Below are 16,135 nucleotides of genomic sequence, written 5' to 3' on the forward strand. Positions count from 1 at the left end.
CTTAGCCGATACTGCCCTCCAGGCTCACCCCCAGCAGCTTCTGGGCCTCTACCGCGAACTCCATCGGCAGCTCCTTGAACACCTCCTTGCAGAAGCCGTTGACGATCATCGACACCGCGTCTTCCGGCGCGATGCCGCGGCTCTGGCAATAGAACAACTGGTCCTCGCCGATGCGCGAGGTCGATGCCTCGTGCTCGACGCGGGCGGTCGGGTTCTTCACCTCGATGTAGGGGAAGGTGTGGGCGGCGCAGCGGTCGCCCAGCAGCAGCGAATCGCACTGCGTGTAGTTGCGCGCGCCGGCGGCGCTTTTCGCCACCTTCACTAGGCCGCGGTAGGCATTGCTGCCATGCCCGGCCGAAATGCCCTTGGAGAGGATGGTGCTGCGCGTGTTCTTGCCGAGGTGGATCATCTTGGTGCCGGTATCGGCCTGCTGGTAGTGGTTGGTCAACGCCACCGAGTAGAACTCGCCGACGGCGTTGTCGCCCTGCAGGATCACGCTCGGGTACTTCCAGGTGATGGCCGAGCCGGTCTCCACCTGGGTCCAGGAAATCTTCGAGTTGGCGCCACGGCAGTCGCCGCGCTTGGTGACGAAATTGTAGATACCGCCGCGCCCCTCTTTGTCGCCGGGATACCAGTTCTGCACCGTGGCGTACTTGATCTGCGCGTCTTCCAGCGCGATCAGCTCGACCACGGCGGCGTGCAACTGGTTCTCGTCGCGCATCGGCGCGGTGCAGCCCTCCAGGTAGCTCACGTAGGCACCCTTGTCGGCGATGATCAGCGTGCGCTCGAACTGGCCGGTATTCTTCGCGTTGATGCGGAAGTAGGTCGACAGCTCCATCGGGCAGCGTACCCCGGGAGGGATGTAGCAGAACGAGCCGTCGCTGAACACCGCCGAGTTGAGCGAAGCGAAGAAGTTGTCAGTGTAAGGCACCACCGAGCCCAGGTACTGCCGCACCAGTTCAGGGTGCTCTCGCACCGCCTCGGAGAACGAGCAGAAGATGATGCCGAGCCCGGCCAGTTTTTCCTTGAAGGTGGTTGCCACCGACACGCTGTCGAACACCGCGTCCACCGCCACGCCGGCGAGCAGGGCGCGCTCCTCGAGCGGCACGCCCAGCTTCTCGTAGGTGCGCAGCAGCTCCGGGTCGACCTCGTCCAGGCTTTGCGGCCCGTCCTTGCGCGACTTCGGCGCGGCGTAATAGGCGATGTCCTGGTAGTCGATGGGCGGGTGGTACACCGTGGACCAGTGCGGCTCGGTCATCGTCAGCCAGTGGCGGTAAGCCTGCAAACGCCATTCCAGCATGAAGCCGGGCTCGCCCTTCTTGGCCGAGATCAGGCGGATCACGTCCTCGGAGAGCCCACGCGGCACGGTGTCCGTTTCCAGCTCGGTGTAGAAGCCGTGCCGGTATTCCTGGCTGATCAATTCGTCGAGTTTGGCGGTCGTGCTTGCCATCTACCTCTCCCATTGCTATCGGGTAGCGCCCATGTCCCTAGCGGTAGGCCTCGCTTCCGGACCGAATCCCGCTATCGTCCACCACCGGCTGGAACCCCGGTTGCGCCATGTCCTCCAGCGTGAGATTGCTCAGCGTGCGGTGAATGACCTGGTTGATGCGCTGCCAGTTGCCGCGCACGGCACACGAGCCTTCCTGCATGCACTGGCCGGCGCCCACGCTGCACTCGGTCACCCCGAGCGGTCCTTCCAGGGCGTCGATGACCTGGGCGATGGAAATCTCCGCAGGCGGCCGCGCCAACAGGTAGCCGCCGTGGGCGCCACGCAGCGACTGCAGCAGCTCTTTGCGTGCCAGAGCCTTCAGTATCTTGCTCGCCGTGGCCACCGATACGCCCACCGCGCCGGCCACTTCGGCGGCGCTGTAAACCCGGGCAGGCTCACGCGCCATGTGCGTCATGATCACGGTGCCGTAGTCGGTCAGCTTGCTCAGTCTCAACATCACCAAGTCCTTGTTCTTTATATAGAATCAATTTAGTCCTATATGTTTCCAAGGGCCAGGTCGATTCATGACAAAAACGGGTTGGCTGGGATCTCCCCGCGGGTCGGAGCACACCTGGATCAGGTCAAAAGGCAGGGGCGAAGCAGGATAGGGGGACAGACAATCGCCCCCCTCAATCGCAAGGAGGCAGCGCCATGAAATTCATCTTCGAGGTACGCATGAGACCCGGTTACACGGTGGAGGAGTACGCCGAAGCCTGGATTCGGGCCAGCGAGATCATTCAGCGTACGCCGGGAGCCAAGGGCACCTATCTGCATCGGAAGATCGGCGAGCCCAATACCTTGCTGGCCATCGCGACCTGGGAATCGAAGGCGCATCGGGATGCGAAGGACGACCGGCGGGACGAAACCGTGCGCGCCATCCTCGAGAAGCACGCGGCAAATTGTGACATTACCGTCATCGGGGAATTCGAGGAGCCGGAGTGGATTGTGCTGCCTGAATAAGCCCAAATAAGTCAAACCGTCGCGGCGGGTTTCCTCCGGTGACGAACCCCGCCGCAACCTATGCTGCGAACTACTTCTTGACCCACTGGCCAGTGGAAGACTTCACGTAGGTGCCCGGTGCGGCCTTTTCTATGGCTTTCTGCCCGGCCAGGGCAGCCACTTGGTCCAGCGTGGCGCCGTTTTTCTTGGCGATGGCCTCGTAAGCGCTACGGCGCTTGGCGTTGATGTCGGCCGCCAGCTCCACTGCCTCCGGCGTGGACTTGACCACTCCCAGGTAGCCATCGGGCTGTTCGCCTACCAGCCCTTGCGACTTGGCCCCGTCCAGATCGAGCGCCATGGCCAGCGTACTGCAGACAAGCAGCAGCGCTGCCAGCCATCGTATCTTCGTTTTCATGAGTTTCATGCAGCCTCCTAGAACAACGCGCTGTCTTCCGTGAGTTTATCGACGTCCTTTTCCACCTTGAGGCGGATCTCATGGTCGATTTTCACGTTCAGATTGATGGTGATCGGTTCTTTGGGAGCCTCGAGCGCAACCCGTGGGGTGCAAGCCATCAAGGGCAGTAAGGCTATGAGCCAAACGGGTTTCATGGTGACTCCTCCGCATTCTGTCAGCGTGGGCCATTTTCCGGCTCCCGCTCCAATACCTTCCGGGAAATTTCGTCGGCAATACGCAAGCTGCGTAATAATTCCAGCACATTCTCCCGGTGAGTGTAGTTTAGGACGACCGGAAGTCCGTTTCGTTCCGGATTCTGTCCCTTGATGGTCACCGCCGCATCCATCCAGCCGTCCGGCGCCATGTCCAGCCGCGCCTGAAAATCATGGATATTCAAACTGCTCAGCGTATCCAGCGTCAGTTGCATCGCACGGTTGGATTGACCCATGGCGCTGACGCCAGCCGAAGGCAAGACCTTGAGCGACAGGGGGCCTTCATTGCGCAGCAGCCCGCCCTGCAAGGCCAGGGAATCCTTCGCCAACTGCACCGGCAGCGTCCCGCCCACGCGGCCGGCCAGTTGCACGGTCGGGTTCGGATCGTTTTGCAAGGCGGCCACCTCGGTAAGATCGAGGCGGCCGACCGTGATCGCCTGGTACTGCGCAGAAGGCCATTGCAGGGTATCGGCGCGCATCTGCCCGCCCAGCACTTCCGCGTAGACATCGGCCAGACGCCAGGTGCTCAGGTCGGACTGCACCGTCATGCGAATATCGCGCAAGGGGGTGCCTAAAGCCAGTTCCCCCAGCGTGACCGGCCCGACGCTGGCCAGCGCCAAGCCATCTGGCTGCAACTCGACATGCACGGTGCCCTTGCCACCCGAGGCCAGAATGCCACCCCAGTCCAGCGCCAGATCCGACACGGTGACATCGCCTTTCAACTGCCAGCGATCCTGCCACTGCCATTGACCCCGCCCCGTGAGTATGCCTTTCTGCAAGGTCACGCCCAGGCTGCGGCTCATGGCGGCGGAAAGCGGCGTTGTCAGCTCCACCGTGCCGGTCGCGCCAGTCGACTTGCCATGGCGCGCAAGGGCGGCAGTCAAGCCCAGTTCGGACTTCCACGCCGGCACCTGCAGTCTGGCCCGGCCTTGTCGCCCGGCAAGGTCTAGCTGTCCGCTGAGGGCTGGCAAGGCCCCGCGTGTCACCACGGCACCATCCGCCTTGACCTGCAGGCTCCCAAATGCGCCTTGGGGGCCGATTTCCAATGGCGTGGAAGTGATCATGGTGATCGGCTTGATCACGGTGGTGCCGATCAGCCCCTCGGCCAGCGTGATGCGGCTATCCGGCCCCAGGAGCCATCGACCCTCCTTGCCATACCAGGTGGCCGCCATCTGCACGCCGCCGCCGCGGGCATAGAATGGCGGTTGGGCGCGGCCTTCCACGGCCCCTTCCCAGCGGCCTTGCCGGTAGCCGGCCTCGAGCGTGCCCGCCACGGGGATGCGGCCATAGCGTCCGTTGAACTCGACCCGGGTGCTCTTGTCAGCTCTCTGGAGACCGGTCACCGGCACCTTCAAGACCATTTGCAAGTCTGGCCCCTTGACCGTCAGGCTGGCCGGATCGCCGGCGGGGCCGGCGGCATCGGCACGGCCACGCCATACGCCCGTCAGATCGAAGCCGGCTGCCTTGCCCGTCAGCTCCAGCCGCCCTTGCCAGTCCCACAGGGCCTGTTGCCAGGACAACTGGCTGTCGACGGTTTTCAGCCTGAGGCCCTGATACTGGAGCTCGGCCGAGAGGCGGCTCTGGCCGGACGTAGCCAGCGGCAGCAGCAGGGGGCGGGGCCAGCTCAGGCGTACGCCCTCGGGCAGCCGTATCGCCGCCGGTAGCAGCTCCAGCGCCTGCCGGTTCCAGCGCAAGGGCACCGTACCAGAGAGCGAGGGGCCGTCCAGCACCAACCGGCCTTGTCCGCGCGCCACACCGCCGCCTTCGGTATCCACGGTCAGCCGCGCCAGTCCTTGCGGTCCAGCCGCCAGCAGCCCCAGCCGCAAGGACTCCACTCCAGCCAGATTGCCGCTCGCACGCAACCCTTGCCGGGCCTCCAGACTCCAGCCGTGCCCCAGGGTCACCGGGGCGTCCAACATGGCCTCCAGTTGCCACCGTTTGGCAGCGAAGCTGGCCGTGATCGCCGCATCGGCCCGTTGCGGCTGGCCCGCATACCCCAGCTGATGACCCTGCGCCAGGAAGACACCGTCCAGGCGCTTGTCCTGCCATATGCCCTGACCGGAGAAGGTCAGCGCACCGAGCAGCTTGGGCGCGATGTCCGCCGGCTGGATCAGCCCCTGTGCGCTCCAACGCCCGGACAGGCGGTCATAGACAGCCGTCCCGGCGCTGTGACGATATTTTGCCTGGATGTGCCAGCGCTGCTCGCGCTGGCGGACAACAGCGGTCACGGGTGGCAAGCCGGGAACGGTGAGGGAATCGATGGTGAGATCGAAGGGCGGCGTCCAGGGGGGTGGGGTAAGTTCTTCGGTGCCGGTCTCGCACTTGGGCAGATTCAGGCTGCGCATGCTGATCGTCAGCGGACGCCAGCCGGTGACCCGCAGTTGCCCGCCAAGGGCTTGCACGCAGCCTTTGTGCAGCCTTTGCCACTGAGCCAGTTCCAGGCCGTTCTGCCAGCTGAGGCCCTGCACCCGCAGCCCCTGCGCATAAGCGACGGCCACGGCTGCGAGCAGCGCCAACAGTGGCAGCAGCCCCAGCACGATCAGCCAACCGTAATGGCGACGTACCAACGCCAGTCCCCGCTTCATGCTCATTTACCGCCAATCCGTCGCGTGTGTTGCGCGTGTTTCCAGACCGCCGCGCGAAAACACGCCGTGTTCCATGGATGCCATTCAGTTTCCTTCCTGTACTTGAGCATATACAGGTACGCGAGATCTGCCGCGGATATTGCTGAGAGCATAAAAAAAGCGGCCCTTTTCCGGGCCGCTTGGGTCAATACCTCAGGGAAGGATCAAAGCTCGTGCGCCTTGACCACCTGACGCCAGTGGTGCAGCAGCGGCTCGGTGTAGCCGGAAGGCTGCGCGCAGCCCTTGAACACCAGGTCGCAGGCCGCCTTGAAGGCGATCGAGGTGTCGAAGGCGGGGGCCATCGGCTGGTAGGCCGGATCGCCGGCGTTCTGCTTGTCCACCACCGCCGCCATGCGCTGCAGGGTTTCCTTCACCTGGGCCTCGGTCACGATGCCATGGCGCAGCCAGTTGGCGATGTGCTGGCTGGAAATGCGCAGCGTGGCGCGGTCTTCCATCAGGCCGACGTTGTGGATGTCCGGCACTTTCGAGCAACCCACGCCTTGGTCGATCCAGCGCACCACGTAGCCCAGGATGCCTTGGGCGTTGTTGTCCAGTTCCTGCTGGATTTCCTCGGCGCTCCAGTTCGGATCGGCGGCGACCGGGATGGTGAGCAGGTCATCCAGCAGGTCGACTGCCGGCTGGGCTTCCAGCGCCTTCTGCACCTCCTGCACGTCCACCTGATGGTAGTGCAGCGCATGCAGCACGGCGGCGGTGGGAGAGGGCACCCAGGCGGTGTTGGCGCCGGCTTTCGGGTGGCCGATCTTCTGCTTCAGCATCTCGGCCATCAGGTCCGGCATGGCCCACATGCCCTTGCCGATCTGGGCATGGCCGCGCAGGCCGCACTCCAGGCCGACCTGAACGTTGCTGCGCTCGTAGGCGGTGATCCACTTCGAGGTCTTCATGTCGCCCTTGCGGATCATCGGGCCGGCTTCCATCGAGGTGTGCATCTCGTCGCCGGTGCGGTCGAGGAAGCCGGTGTTGATGAAGGCGACGCGGTGGGCGGCGGCGGCGATGCACGCTTTCAGGTTGACACTGGTGCGGCGCTCTTCGTCCATGATGCCGAGCTTCACGGTGTACTGCGGCAGGCCGAGCAGTTGCTCCACCTTGCCGAACAGCTCGTCGGCGAAGGCGACTTCGTCCGGGCCGTGCATCTTGGGTTTGACGATGTAGATGGAGCCAGCGCGGGAGTTGCCCTTGCGCTGCTGGTCATGCAGCGCGATCAAGGTGGTCACCACGGCATCCATGATGCCCTCCGGCACCTCGTGGCCGTCGCCGTCGAGGATGGCCGGGTTGGTCATCAGGTGGCCGACATTGCGCACGAACATCAGGCTGCGGCCGTGCAGCGTCAGGGCGCTGCCGTCGGCGGCGGTGTAGCTGCGGTCCGGGTTCAGGGCGCGGGTGAAGGTCTTGCCGCCCTTGCTCACTTCCTCGGTCAGCGTACCCTGCATCAGGCCGAGCCAGTTGCGATACACCACGACCTTGTCTTCGGCATCGACCGCGGCCACCGAGTCCTCGCAGTCCATGATGGTGCTGACGGCCGCTTCCATCACGATGTCTTTCACGCCGGCGCTGTCTTGCGCACCGATCGGGTGGCTCTTGTCGACCTGGATCTCGAAGTGCAGGCCATTCTGCTTGAGCAGCACCGAGCTCGGGGCGGCGGTGTCGCCGTTGTAGCCGACAAACAGGCCGGGCTGCTTCAGCGTGGTGGTGACGCCGTCCTGCAGTTCGACCTGCAGTTGCCCGCCCGTCACACGATAGGCGACGGCGTGGTGGTGGGAGCCGGCTTCCAGCGGCGCGGTAGCGTCGAGGAAATCGCGGCCGAAGGCGATGACCTTGGCGCCGCGCACCGGGTTGTAGCCGCCGCTGCGGGTGGCACCGTCGTCTTCGGAAATGGCGTCGGTGCCGTACAGCGCGTCGTACAGGCTGCCCCAGCGCGCGTTGGCGGCGTTCAGCGCGTAGCGCGCGTTCATCACCGGGACGACCAGCTGCGGGCCGGCCTGCTCGGCGATCTCGGTATCGATATTGCTGGTGTCGATCCTGACCGGGACGACCAGCTGCGGGCCGGCCTGCTCGGCGATCTCGGTATCGATATTGCTGGTGTCGATCCTGGCGTCGGCCGGCACCGGTTTCAGGTAGCCGATGGACGTCAGGAAGGCCTTGTAGGCGGCCATGTCGGCGATCGGGCCGGGTTGCTGGCGGTGCCAGTTGTCGATTTCGCTCTGCAGGCGATCGCGTTCGGCCAGCAGCGCACGGTTCTTCGGAGCCAGCTCATGCACCAGTTCGTCGAAACCACGCCAGAACGCGGCGGAATCGAGGCCGGTACCGGGCAGGGCTTCCTGCTCGATGAAGGCATGAAGGGCAGTGGCAATCTGCAAGCGGTGGCAAGGGGTTCGTTGGGTCATGACGCTTCTCTCTCTGGCTCCAGTTCGGGTCTATCTCGCTTCTTCTTTGGCATCAGCGTATTGCAAAGCAGCAAACCAAGTTTAGTGATGTTAATGTGACAAAGAAAGAACTAAAATGCCACAGCTTCTTTTACTTTTTGTTAACTAATGGACACCTTCAAACAGCTTGAAACCCTGGTCGCCGTGGTGGCGCACGGGAGCCTGTCGGCGGCGGCCCGCCAGGAAGGGGTGGTGCCGGCGGTGATCGGCCGCCGACTGGACGCACTGGAGGAGCGTCTCGGGGCCAAGCTTTTGGTTCGCACCACCCGCAGTGTCACACTAACACAAGAAGGCAGCGCCTTTTACGAGGAAAGCCTGCGCATCCTGACCGAACTGGCCGAAGCCGAGGCGGCGGTGGCCTCCGGCAGCGCGCGCGCGCGCGGCCATCTGCGGGTCAGCGCGCCGGCCGGCTTCGGCCGCCGCCATGTGGCGCCGCATGTGGCGAGCTACCAGCAGCAGCACCCAGACGTGAAAGTAACCCTGGACCTGTCGGACCGGCTGGTCGATCTGGTGCGCGACCGGGTGGATTGCGCCATCCGCATATCGGACCTTTCCGACTCCAGCCTGGTGGCCATCAAGCTGGCAGAAAACCGCCGCGTCGTGGTGGCGGCACCGGCGTACCTAGCACGCATGGGGACGCCCCGCACGCTGGACGATCTGGCCAAACACAATTGCCTGTCGCTGGGGGAGAGCCAGGGGCGCGGCTGGGCCTTCACCGATGGCGATCAATTGGTCAACCTCAAGGTGTCCGGCGACCTGGAGTGCAACGACGGCGCCGTTCTACACGAGTGGGCGCTGAAGGGCTACGGCCTGGCATGGCGCTCGCTGTGGGAGGTCAAGGAGGACTTGGCCGCGGGACGGCTCGTCACGGTGCTGGATTATTTCTCGTCGCCGGATTACCCGGTCTACGCCGTGGTGCCACAGCGCAAGTTCCTGCCGTTGCGGGTACGCCACTTCATCGATCACCTGAAAGCCTGTTACGACGAACCGGGTTACTGGGCTTGAGACTGTCGGTAGAGGAGGGGGGGCTCTCACTCGAGCAAACAAACCTGCTCGATAAGGGAGTCAACGGCGCGTTACCGCCATACAGGAGCACAACGGTAACGCACCAGTGTCGACGCCAACTCGGGGGGATGAGCCGGGCTTTGACCCAATCCCGTCAACTCAACCCGATCACCGGCAGACTGGCGCCGTGAATGGCACGGGCGCCGTTCGAAGCCAGGAACAGGATGGCGTCGGCGAGCGCGTCGGGGGCGACCCAGCGCGACGGGTCGGCCGCCGGCATGGCGGCGCGGTTTTCCGGCGTGTCGATGATGCTGGGCAGGACGCAGTTGACGTTGATGCTATGTTCGCGCAGCTCCGCCGCCATCGCTTCGGTCAGGCGGGCCACCGCGGCCTTGGCGGCGCAGTAGGTACCCATTTGAGCAACACCCTTCTGGGCGGCATTGGCCCCGACGTTGATGATTTTCCCGCCGCCCCCTTCGATCATCCGCGGCACCACGGCGCGCACCGCGTGCAGCATGCTGCGCGTGTTGATGTCGAACAGAAAATCCCAGTCCTGATCCGGAGTTTCATGCACCGACGGCCCCATGCGGAACCCGCCCGCGGCATTGCATAGCACGTCGATCCGGCCAAACTGGTCGATGGCCTTTTGTACGGCGGCGTTGACCTGATCCTGATCGAGCAGGTCGGCGGTGGCGAATAGACGTTGCGGACTTTCCGCCCCGAAGACCTTTTCCAGCTGTTCGCGCCGGCGCGCCAGCAACACCAGGTTGGCGCCACGCTCGGCGAAAGCCTTGGCTACGGCCTGGCCGAGATTGCCGGCGGCTCCGGTAATGATGATGGTATGGTTGTTGAAATCCATTGACTGCCTCCTTTTTTGTGATACGAAATCGGTACTGGGTCACGCACCTGAAAAGCTGGAGCGCCGCTGCCCGATGGGGCGGCTGCCCGGTACAGGACCACATTATTTCGTATTGTGTTCCATAGCGCCTTCTTTACGGTTTTGCCAGCTGCACAGACGCGATGGCCTGCCTGCGCCCATGCCGAACCATTGATGGGTGGCATTGGCGGTACGGCCCCGATCAATGCCTTTCCTGCGAACTGGGGTCATCGGCCAGAAGTGGCCATGTCAGCGGAACTTGCCTGAGAAGACAGGGAGTGCCGGTGCGAGAGGGGATACAGCGGTGAGGTTTGACGGGCTGTTTGAGCACGCTATCGGACGCACCAAGGAGCCCGCACCGGGACAAAGACAGCACCTGCGTACTGCCACAGCCCGCGCAATGTCACATGCTGCTTTTCGGGCCGCCCAACGTCATTTTTATCCAATCGACATAAATGCCGCACCAACAAAACCCCTTGCGGGGTCGGTTAGCCGTGACTGACGGAGATGGCCTTTCTCAGGGTCTCATAAAGGTCAGGATATTGAGCCTTGAGGAGGGCGATCACCTCGATATCATCACGATTGATCTTGGCAAGGTCGACTTGTTCGATATGCACCAGGCGGAACAATTCACGCACCGGTCGCGGCATGTTGCGGCCGGATTCATAACGCGACCCGCCGGATTGCGTGACACCGATCTTGCTCCAGAATTCGATTTGATTCAGTCCTTGCTTGTGGCGGACTTCACGAGGATGGGGAAAGGTTTCGGGAGTTGTCATGGGTGGGCTCCTGCTTGTGGGGTTCCTCCATGATAAATGTAGAAACACCGATCCCGCTGTAATCAAATTGCAAACGTCTGTTAAGAACTGTGCGAAACCTCGTGGACTCGACACTCTCCAGCCCACAAGCACAGCCGAACACCATACCGCCAATACAATATGACTGTGAGCGTCTCCGGGTTGGCAGAGACCCTGCTGCGGCTAGGAACCGTGGTGTTCTGGAGGGAGTTGAGGGTTGACGGTTTGCATCGCCTTACGCAGCCGCTCCAACAGCGGCGCGCAGCGATAGACCATCGCGGCGCGGCTTTTGACGCCCAGCTTGCTGAACACGCGCCGCAGGTGGGTGGCGACGGTCCATTCACTGATATGTAGTTGGTCGGCGATCTGCTTGTTGAGCTTGCCCTGTGACACCAGCGCGGTGATCTGCAGCTCCCGCTCGGTTAGCAGCGTCGCCAGTTCGGCCAGATCGGTGGATAAGGCGCAGCGTTTGGGCACGATGGCGCAGCGACAACCGCCACAGGTAAAGCAGATCAGTTCGCCGAACAGAGCATCGGCACCCGATCCGTCTGGGCCTTCGTCGACGGCCACGATCTGGAACTGCTGATCGCCAACAGCAAACTCTGCCAGCATCGTCAACGGCGCTGCCAGGGTTTGAGCATGATCCAACGGAGATTGCATCGCTTGCCCTTTCGCTTAGGCTACTTCGGCAGGCTGTACGGCACCATCCTGCTGGCCCACCGCCTATTGCAGGTGCGGCGCGGCCAACGGTGCCCAGCCGGCTCAGAGGGGTGGGGTGCCAGCACGATCAGGTTGTCGCTGCAAATTATTGACATTGACATGCGTTATGTCTAATCGAAAATAACAATTTCATTTGGGTAGCCAAGAGTTTTTCCCTGGCTACCGGGGCCGCATCAAGCGCTCACGATGAGCCGGGGCGCAGGGCCTCGTCCGAGCGTTCGGCCGGCCAGCGGCGGGTAATCGCGCGGCGGCACCGGCTCACGTACATCGAACAGCGCGGCGAGGTTGGCGCGCTCGTCGATGAGGGAACGCAACAGCGCGGCCGGGCCGGTCAAAAGCGGGGTGACGCCGGGGCCGTGGCCGCTGACGGTGCTGTCGCCGTGCACGATCACACCGATGGTGACGCGGCCGCTTCGCACCAGCGGCCCGTAGCGGTTGTCGGCATCGCAGATCGCCACCAGATCGCCAAAGCGCAAACTGCCCAGCCGGTAGCGCTGCCGCAGACGCGGATCGGCCAGCTGGATGTCGTAATCGCCGCGCCAGGCAGTGTTCTTGCCGAGCCCCGAGCCCATCAGCACCGACGGGAAACGGTGAGTCACCGGTATCCACAACGCCCCGTCACGCTCGCGGATGCCCCAGCGCCATAACAGGGCCGGGGCACAGTTCAACAAGGTGATTTCCGGATAATCCAGCAGCCGTGCGCCCAGGCCGTGACTGTACAACTGGATGCGATCGCCGATGCGCAAGCGCGCCAGCACCTGGGCGGGAAAGTCGACCAGCACGTGGTTGATGCCGCCGTGCTTGCCGGTGACGAGGCCGGTCTGGCCGGCCATCGGCCCGGTAACCACGCGCGCCCGGTTTCCCACGCAGGCGTAGGTCATCAGCGCGGTGTTGGGGCCGTTGCGCGGCCCGACCACTTCGCGTCCATTGTTGTGCAGCGCCACCCCCGGTTCGATGTGGTCGCCGGCCAGCCCGACACAGCGGTCGCCGATGCGGCGGTTGATGACGATGCCGCCGGTGCCAGGCAGCACCCGCGGCACGCCATCGTAGCCGATACGATACGGGTTGCCGCGCGCAATAGGGTGGGCGATTTGGCCGCCGATAGCCACCAGCACCAGCTCGTCGAGGTTGAGACGTGGCCGCTGCCGCGCCACCGGCTGATTCAGTGCCTGGTGATGTCGGCTGAGGCGAGGGGGGGCAAGGACGGACTCGCTCATGACGGTGCTCCACTGGAACCTGTTATGGCTCGTTCAGACCATGCGCAGCACGCCGCCGCGCATACCGCGTGGCTGGGCGAGCTGGCGGAATAGCTGCAGGAAGGTCGCGTGCTCGCCGGGTCGGGCATGCGACAACTGGTAGACGATGCTCTCGCGGGTCGGTACGTCACCGTGCGCCTGGGCGGCACGCTGGTGTCTCTGCACCTGTGCCATGTGGGAGAGGATGGCCCGGGTCAGGCGAGTGCTGTCGAGCGCGCCGCCGGGCTGGCGGTAGCGGTCGAGATCGAGATGTTTGCTTTCCAGCAGGTTGGTGATGCCGCGCGCACCGGGGTGAGCCGGTGCCACGTCCGCCCGCGAGCCGCCGCTGCCGCCGCGTAGCGTGACCTGTCCGCGAATTTGGTGGCCGCGCGCCCGCAGCCGCTGGCACAAGCGTTCTTCAGCGAGCCAGCCCTGGCATTGATTGATGCGGATGCGCGGCACGCTGCCCGGTCTTTGCGCCGCCTGCGCCAGCAAGGCGCGGCATTGTGCCTCGCGTGCCTGCGTGGCCGGGGTGACGACCCCGCAATTGGCGCTTGGCGGCGGAGCCGCCTCGTCCCACAGCATGTCGATCGCTTCGTCGAGCAGGAAGTCCCAGCGCATGGTGTTGTCTCCTTGGAGATCGGTATCCGAATACCTTGAGGGCCGTTTTTGACCTTGGAGCGACACGAGATGAACGGGCAACCGGCGGCTACAGCGCATACCAGTAGGCGCGCGCGTCGTCCCACAAGGCGGGGAGGGCACGCTCGACGTCGAGCCCGAGCTCGGCGTAGTCGAGGCCATGCGCGGGATAGTCGACCTCCGGCAATGCCCCCGGCACCTCGCCCGGCGACGGCCGATCGGCCAGCGCCGCAGCCGGCGCCCACAAGTGCAGCACCGCCAGCGTCAGGCCACAGGCCGGCCATACCGCAAGCCCCAGTTGCGACATCAGGCGCCGCAGCCCCTGCCGCTCCAGCACCGCCAGCGTCTGCACGGAGCCGGCCGGCCACGGTTCGCAAGGCACATTGGCCTCGCACAGCACCTTGCCGAGCGCCGGCCCGTCCTGCCAATGCTCCGCGTCCAGCAAGGTCAAGAGCGGCAGCGGACCGAGTGTGGCGCACAGCGCCAGCGTGTCGAGCGCGGTCAGTGGCGTCGACTCGGGCACCCGCTCAGCCAGGCTGCGCGCCAGTGTGTCGTGGCGCTCGGCCAGCCCAGTAGGCGTGCCGTTGGGAAGCGATGCCTCGCTCGGACGCTCTCCCAGCCAGTAGCAGGGCAGCTCGCCGCGCTCGTGGCCCAGCCGCAGCCGCTGCCAGCCGGCCAGAGCGACGTCCAGCTCGGCCGCCGCCGGGGGCGCTGTGATCAGCATCTCGCCCCACAGCCCGGGCTGGCTGCGGAGGCAGTCGCTGCTGTCGAGCAAGGTCCACACCTCGCGCGGCAGCCATAGCTCCAGCCAGCGCCCGAGCCGCGCCACCAGGATCGGGCCGAACGGAGTGAGTGCCAGCGCCGGATCGACCACGCACGCTGCCAGCCGCTGCTGGACGGTCAATGACAGGCCAGGCCACCACATGGCGCATCACCTCCGTCCTCACGCCGCCGTCGGCTGCCCGAGTACGCTCTTGAGCGCCGGCGTCACGCCCTGGAAGCCACGCCCGTCGGGCGTCATCCGGTAGGCGGCGATCCAGGCTTCGGCATGCGGCCCCATCGGCCGGATCACCGACTGGAACAGGATCGGGTCGGTGGCGGTCTTGAAGTCGTTGTCGGCGATGAACTGCAACATGCGTCGGCCGCTTTCCGCCATCTTGGCCCGCTGCGACGGCTCGGCCACACCACCCAGGTAGCGCTGGGACACGATCTCGACCACATCCCACTTGGTGTTGGCATCGAACGCCTTCTTGATGTCCGGTGCATCCAGCAACTGCAGCACGGAGGTCAGGTAATGCCCGGTCTCCATCGCCAGCGAGAAGATGTTACCGTAGGTGCTGCGGTCGAGCGCATAGCGCAAGTCGAGGCCAATCCGCTGGATGGTGCCGATCGACCCGAACGGCCGTTGCTCGATCAGCGGGCCGCCGCGGATCACCTCGCCGATCATCAGGTCGCGGAAATACTGGCCGACCGCCGCCATGAAACCGACCAGTTGGCGGTGGAAGTTGCGGTTGACCACCGCGCCGGCCGGCGCCTGGGCGTTGCCGTAGTTGAAGGCGCGCCGGTAGGCGACCATGCGGTCCTGCAACGTGTAGCGCAGCGGCTTCCATTTTTCGAGCAGGTACAGGCCGCGCGCGCCGGGGCCGCGCTGGATGCGCATCTTGCCGAGGCGAAACAGGCGCAGCAGCACTTCCACCACCTGGAACACCTTCATCCGCTCGTGCTGGTAGATGTAGTACAGCTCGGCGGCGGCGTGCAGCTGGCTGGGCACGACCGAGTCGTCGAAGTCCGGCTGCAGGTAGGGATAGGCGACTTGGTCGAATGCAACCGGCCCCTTCTCGCCGAAGCCGATCAGGTCGAGGAAGCCGTCGCGCCCGGTGCCGTTGGCGGCATCCTTGAGCAGATCGGTGAAGCGTTGTTCGAACTGCTGCTCGAAGCCCTCACGCTGTCCGGGCGGCAGGTTGGCCAACTGGTCACGCAGAAACGTCTCCCAGAGGCGCTGGATTGTTTCCGTGGTTTGGTAGCTCATGACGCGTCTCCTTGAGGCGGGCAGCGGTTACTTCTTGTTGGCCTTGGCCGCGGTCAGCGTGGCCAGGGTGCTGGCGTACGGGTGGGGCTCTTCGGGCCAACCGCCCCGCACCTTCTCAGCCACTGTGCGTTCGAAGCACACCAGTTCACGCATCCGTGCGACAACCGCGTCGCGTATTTCCAATTCTTGGCTCAGCGGCCAACACAACTGCCGCAACTGGCCGGCGAGCGACTGATCGGCCTTCTCCAGCAGGGTCGTCGCACGTGTGAACAGCGAGTGGAGCGCGGGATCATCCGGCACTTTGGCGAGGTTGCTGTCGATCTCACTGCGCAGTTTGCCGGTACTGGTCGCATGGTCGGCGCGGGCATCGAGCACACGCAGGCGAAGATGGGCGGTCAAACGCATGACATAGAGCGCCGCCGCGTCGATCGCCGACGGCCAATCGAGAGCCGGCGCCGACGTAGAGGAGGTCGGCTGCACCTTCACGTTGGCAGCAACCTGATCTACGCTGGTGGCAACCGACGAGACCGAGCGCGCGACTGTGGCGATGCCGTCCGCCACACCACACACACCCTTGGTGAGTTCGACCACCTGCGCCACCTGCTCAGACACCAGTTCTTGCTGCCTCTCGCGCATTGCGTAGAAGTTGTTGTACGGCTTAAAGGTGTTCATAG

At 64.5% G+C, this 16,135-nt stretch carries 16 protein-coding genes; 2 read left to right on the forward strand and 14 right to left on the reverse strand.

Going from position 1 to position 16,135, the window contains the following annotated elements; translation table 11 throughout:
• Window position 1: 1 nt before the first annotated feature.
• Both sufB and PSEMAI1_RS0109875 read right to left on the reverse strand, forming a co-directional pair.
• Window positions 2-1,450 carry a Fe-S cluster assembly protein SufB gene (sufB, locus tag PSEMAI1_RS0109870; RefSeq protein ID WP_024302717.1) on the reverse strand — a complete coding sequence of 483 codons (1,449 nt, stop codon included), beginning with the start codon at window positions 1,448-1,450 and terminating at the stop codon, window positions 2-4.
• Between the two features lie 37 nt (window positions 1,451-1,487).
• Window positions 1,488-1,946 carry an SUF system Fe-S cluster assembly regulator gene (locus PSEMAI1_RS0109875; protein ID WP_024302718.1) on the reverse strand — a complete coding sequence of 153 codons (459 nt, stop codon included), beginning with the start codon at window positions 1,944-1,946 and terminating at the stop codon, window positions 1,488-1,490.
• 194 nt (window positions 1,947-2,140) lie between these two features.
• On the opposite strand from PSEMAI1_RS0109875, the gene PSEMAI1_RS0109880 reads away from it, so the two are divergent.
• Window positions 2,141-2,449: an antibiotic biosynthesis monooxygenase gene (locus tag PSEMAI1_RS0109880; protein ID WP_024302719.1), complete on the forward strand. Its 309-nt coding sequence runs from the start codon at window positions 2,141-2,143 to the stop codon at window positions 2,447-2,449.
• Window positions 2,450-2,519: 70 nt separating this feature from the next.
• Here the strand turns inward: PSEMAI1_RS0109880 and PSEMAI1_RS0109885 are convergent, their stop codons facing one another.
• From PSEMAI1_RS0109885 to PSEMAI1_RS0109900, 4 genes are all read right to left on the reverse strand, one after another.
• Window positions 2,520-2,852: a YdbL family protein gene (locus PSEMAI1_RS0109885; protein ID WP_232219882.1), complete on the reverse strand. Its 333-nt coding sequence runs from the start codon at window positions 2,850-2,852 to the stop codon at window positions 2,520-2,522.
• Window positions 2,853-2,860: 8 nt separating this feature from the next.
• Complete coding sequence (locus PSEMAI1_RS21225; protein WP_024302721.1) at window positions 2,861-3,037, reverse strand: YnbE family lipoprotein; 177 nt, start codon at window positions 3,035-3,037, stop codon at window positions 2,861-2,863.
• Between the two features lie 20 nt (window positions 3,038-3,057).
• Complete coding sequence (locus tag PSEMAI1_RS0109895) at window positions 3,058-5,685, reverse strand: YdbH domain-containing protein (RefSeq protein WP_024302722.1); 2,628 nt, start codon at window positions 5,683-5,685, stop codon at window positions 3,058-3,060.
• Between the two features lie 197 nt (window positions 5,686-5,882).
• Window positions 5,883-8,120, reverse strand: a complete 2,238-nt coding sequence (locus PSEMAI1_RS0109900; protein WP_024302723.1) for a malate synthase G — start codon at window positions 8,118-8,120, stop codon at window positions 5,883-5,885.
• 147 nt (window positions 8,121-8,267) lie between these two features.
• Between PSEMAI1_RS0109900 and PSEMAI1_RS0109905 the strand changes: the two genes are divergently transcribed.
• Complete coding sequence (locus PSEMAI1_RS0109905) at window positions 8,268-9,164, forward strand: LysR family transcriptional regulator (RefSeq protein WP_024302724.1); 897 nt, start codon at window positions 8,268-8,270, stop codon at window positions 9,162-9,164.
• Between the two features lie 154 nt (window positions 9,165-9,318).
• Here the strand turns inward: PSEMAI1_RS0109905 and PSEMAI1_RS0109910 are convergent, their stop codons facing one another.
• From PSEMAI1_RS0109910 to PSEMAI1_RS0109950, 8 genes are all read right to left on the reverse strand, one after another.
• Window positions 9,319-10,023: an SDR family NAD(P)-dependent oxidoreductase gene (locus PSEMAI1_RS0109910; protein ID WP_024302725.1), complete on the reverse strand. Its 705-nt coding sequence runs from the start codon at window positions 10,021-10,023 to the stop codon at window positions 9,319-9,321.
• A 506-nt stretch (window positions 10,024-10,529) separates the two neighbouring features.
• Window positions 10,530-10,820, reverse strand: coding sequence for a DNA-binding transcriptional regulator (locus PSEMAI1_RS0109915; RefSeq protein ID WP_024302726.1), 291 nt, complete (start codon window positions 10,818-10,820; stop codon window positions 10,530-10,532).
• A gap of 201 nt (window positions 10,821-11,021) precedes the next feature.
• The gene (locus tag PSEMAI1_RS20885; RefSeq protein WP_084612659.1) at window positions 11,022-11,498 is read right to left on the reverse strand and encodes a response regulator transcription factor; all 477 of its coding nucleotides are present in this window, start codon (window positions 11,496-11,498) and stop codon (window positions 11,022-11,024) included.
• A gap of 233 nt (window positions 11,499-11,731) precedes the next feature.
• Window positions 11,732-12,775, reverse strand: coding sequence for a DUF4438 domain-containing protein (locus PSEMAI1_RS0109930; protein ID WP_051460210.1), 1,044 nt, complete (start codon window positions 12,773-12,775; stop codon window positions 11,732-11,734).
• A 33-nt stretch (window positions 12,776-12,808) separates the two neighbouring features.
• Window positions 12,809-13,414: a hypothetical protein gene (locus tag PSEMAI1_RS0109935; protein ID WP_024302729.1), complete on the reverse strand. Its 606-nt coding sequence runs from the start codon at window positions 13,412-13,414 to the stop codon at window positions 12,809-12,811.
• Window positions 13,415-13,502: 88 nt separating this feature from the next.
• Window positions 13,503-14,357, reverse strand: coding sequence for a hypothetical protein (locus tag PSEMAI1_RS0109940; RefSeq protein ID WP_156943112.1), 855 nt, complete (start codon window positions 14,355-14,357; stop codon window positions 13,503-13,505).
• An 18-nt stretch (window positions 14,358-14,375) separates the two neighbouring features.
• Window positions 14,376-15,461 (reverse strand): hypothetical protein, encoded by a 1,086-nt coding sequence (locus tag PSEMAI1_RS0109945; RefSeq protein WP_024302731.1) that lies wholly within the window; start codon window positions 15,459-15,461, stop codon window positions 14,376-14,378.
• Between the two features lie 27 nt (window positions 15,462-15,488).
• On the reverse strand, window positions 15,489-16,133 hold the full coding sequence (locus PSEMAI1_RS0109950) for a hypothetical protein (protein ID WP_024302732.1): 645 nt from the start codon (window positions 16,131-16,133) through the stop codon (window positions 15,489-15,491).
• Window positions 16,134-16,135: the final 2 nt, after the last annotated feature.

Source organism: Pseudogulbenkiania sp. MAI-1 (genome assembly GCF_000527175.1).
Taxonomy (GTDB): Bacteria; Pseudomonadota; Gammaproteobacteria; order Burkholderiales; family Chromobacteriaceae; genus Pseudogulbenkiania.

Coding starts and splice junctions, on each gene's coding strand:
- PSEMAI1_RS0109935 (WP_024302729.1), bottom strand. CDS start 13,414: ATGCGCTGGGACTTCCTGCTCGACGAAGCGATCGACATGCTGTGGGAC.
- PSEMAI1_RS21225 (WP_024302721.1), bottom strand. CDS start 3,037: ATGAAACCCGTTTGGCTCATAGCCTTACTGCCCTTGATGGCTTGCACC.
- PSEMAI1_RS0109930 (WP_051460210.1), bottom strand. CDS start 12,775: ATGAGCGAGTCCGTCCTTGCCCCCCCTCGCCTCAGCCGACATCACCAG.
- PSEMAI1_RS0109950 (WP_024302732.1), bottom strand. CDS start 16,133: ATGAACACCTTTAAGCCGTACAACAACTTCTACGCAATGCGCGAGAGG.
- sufB (WP_024302717.1), bottom strand. CDS start 1,450: ATGGCAAGCACGACCGCCAAACTCGACGAATTGATCAGCCAGGAATAC.
- PSEMAI1_RS0109895 (WP_024302722.1), bottom strand. CDS start 5,685: ATGAGCATGAAGCGGGGACTGGCGTTGGTACGTCGCCATTACGGTTGG.
- PSEMAI1_RS0109910 (WP_024302725.1), bottom strand. CDS start 10,023: ATGGATTTCAACAACCATACCATCATCATTACCGGAGCCGCCGGCAAT.
- PSEMAI1_RS0109940 (WP_156943112.1), bottom strand. CDS start 14,357: ATGTGGTGGCCTGGCCTGTCATTGACCGTCCAGCAGCGGCTGGCAGCG.
- PSEMAI1_RS0109905 (WP_024302724.1), top strand. CDS start 8,268: ATGGACACCTTCAAACAGCTTGAAACCCTGGTCGCCGTGGTGGCGCAC.
- PSEMAI1_RS0109880 (WP_024302719.1), top strand. CDS start 2,141: ATGAAATTCATCTTCGAGGTACGCATGAGACCCGGTTACACGGTGGAG.
- PSEMAI1_RS0109945 (WP_024302731.1), bottom strand. CDS start 15,461: ATGAGCTACCAAACCACGGAAACAATCCAGCGCCTCTGGGAGACGTTT.
- PSEMAI1_RS0109900 (WP_024302723.1), bottom strand. CDS start 8,120: ATGACCCAACGAACCCCTTGCCACCGCTTGCAGATTGCCACTGCCCTT.
- PSEMAI1_RS20885 (WP_084612659.1), bottom strand. CDS start 11,498: ATGCAATCTCCGTTGGATCATGCTCAAACCCTGGCAGCGCCGTTGACG.
- PSEMAI1_RS0109915 (WP_024302726.1), bottom strand. CDS start 10,820: ATGACAACTCCCGAAACCTTTCCCCATCCTCGTGAAGTCCGCCACAAG.
- PSEMAI1_RS0109875 (WP_024302718.1), bottom strand. CDS start 1,946: ATGTTGAGACTGAGCAAGCTGACCGACTACGGCACCGTGATCATGACG.
- PSEMAI1_RS0109885 (WP_232219882.1), bottom strand. CDS start 2,852: ATGAAACTCATGAAAACGAAGATACGATGGCTGGCAGCGCTGCTGCTT.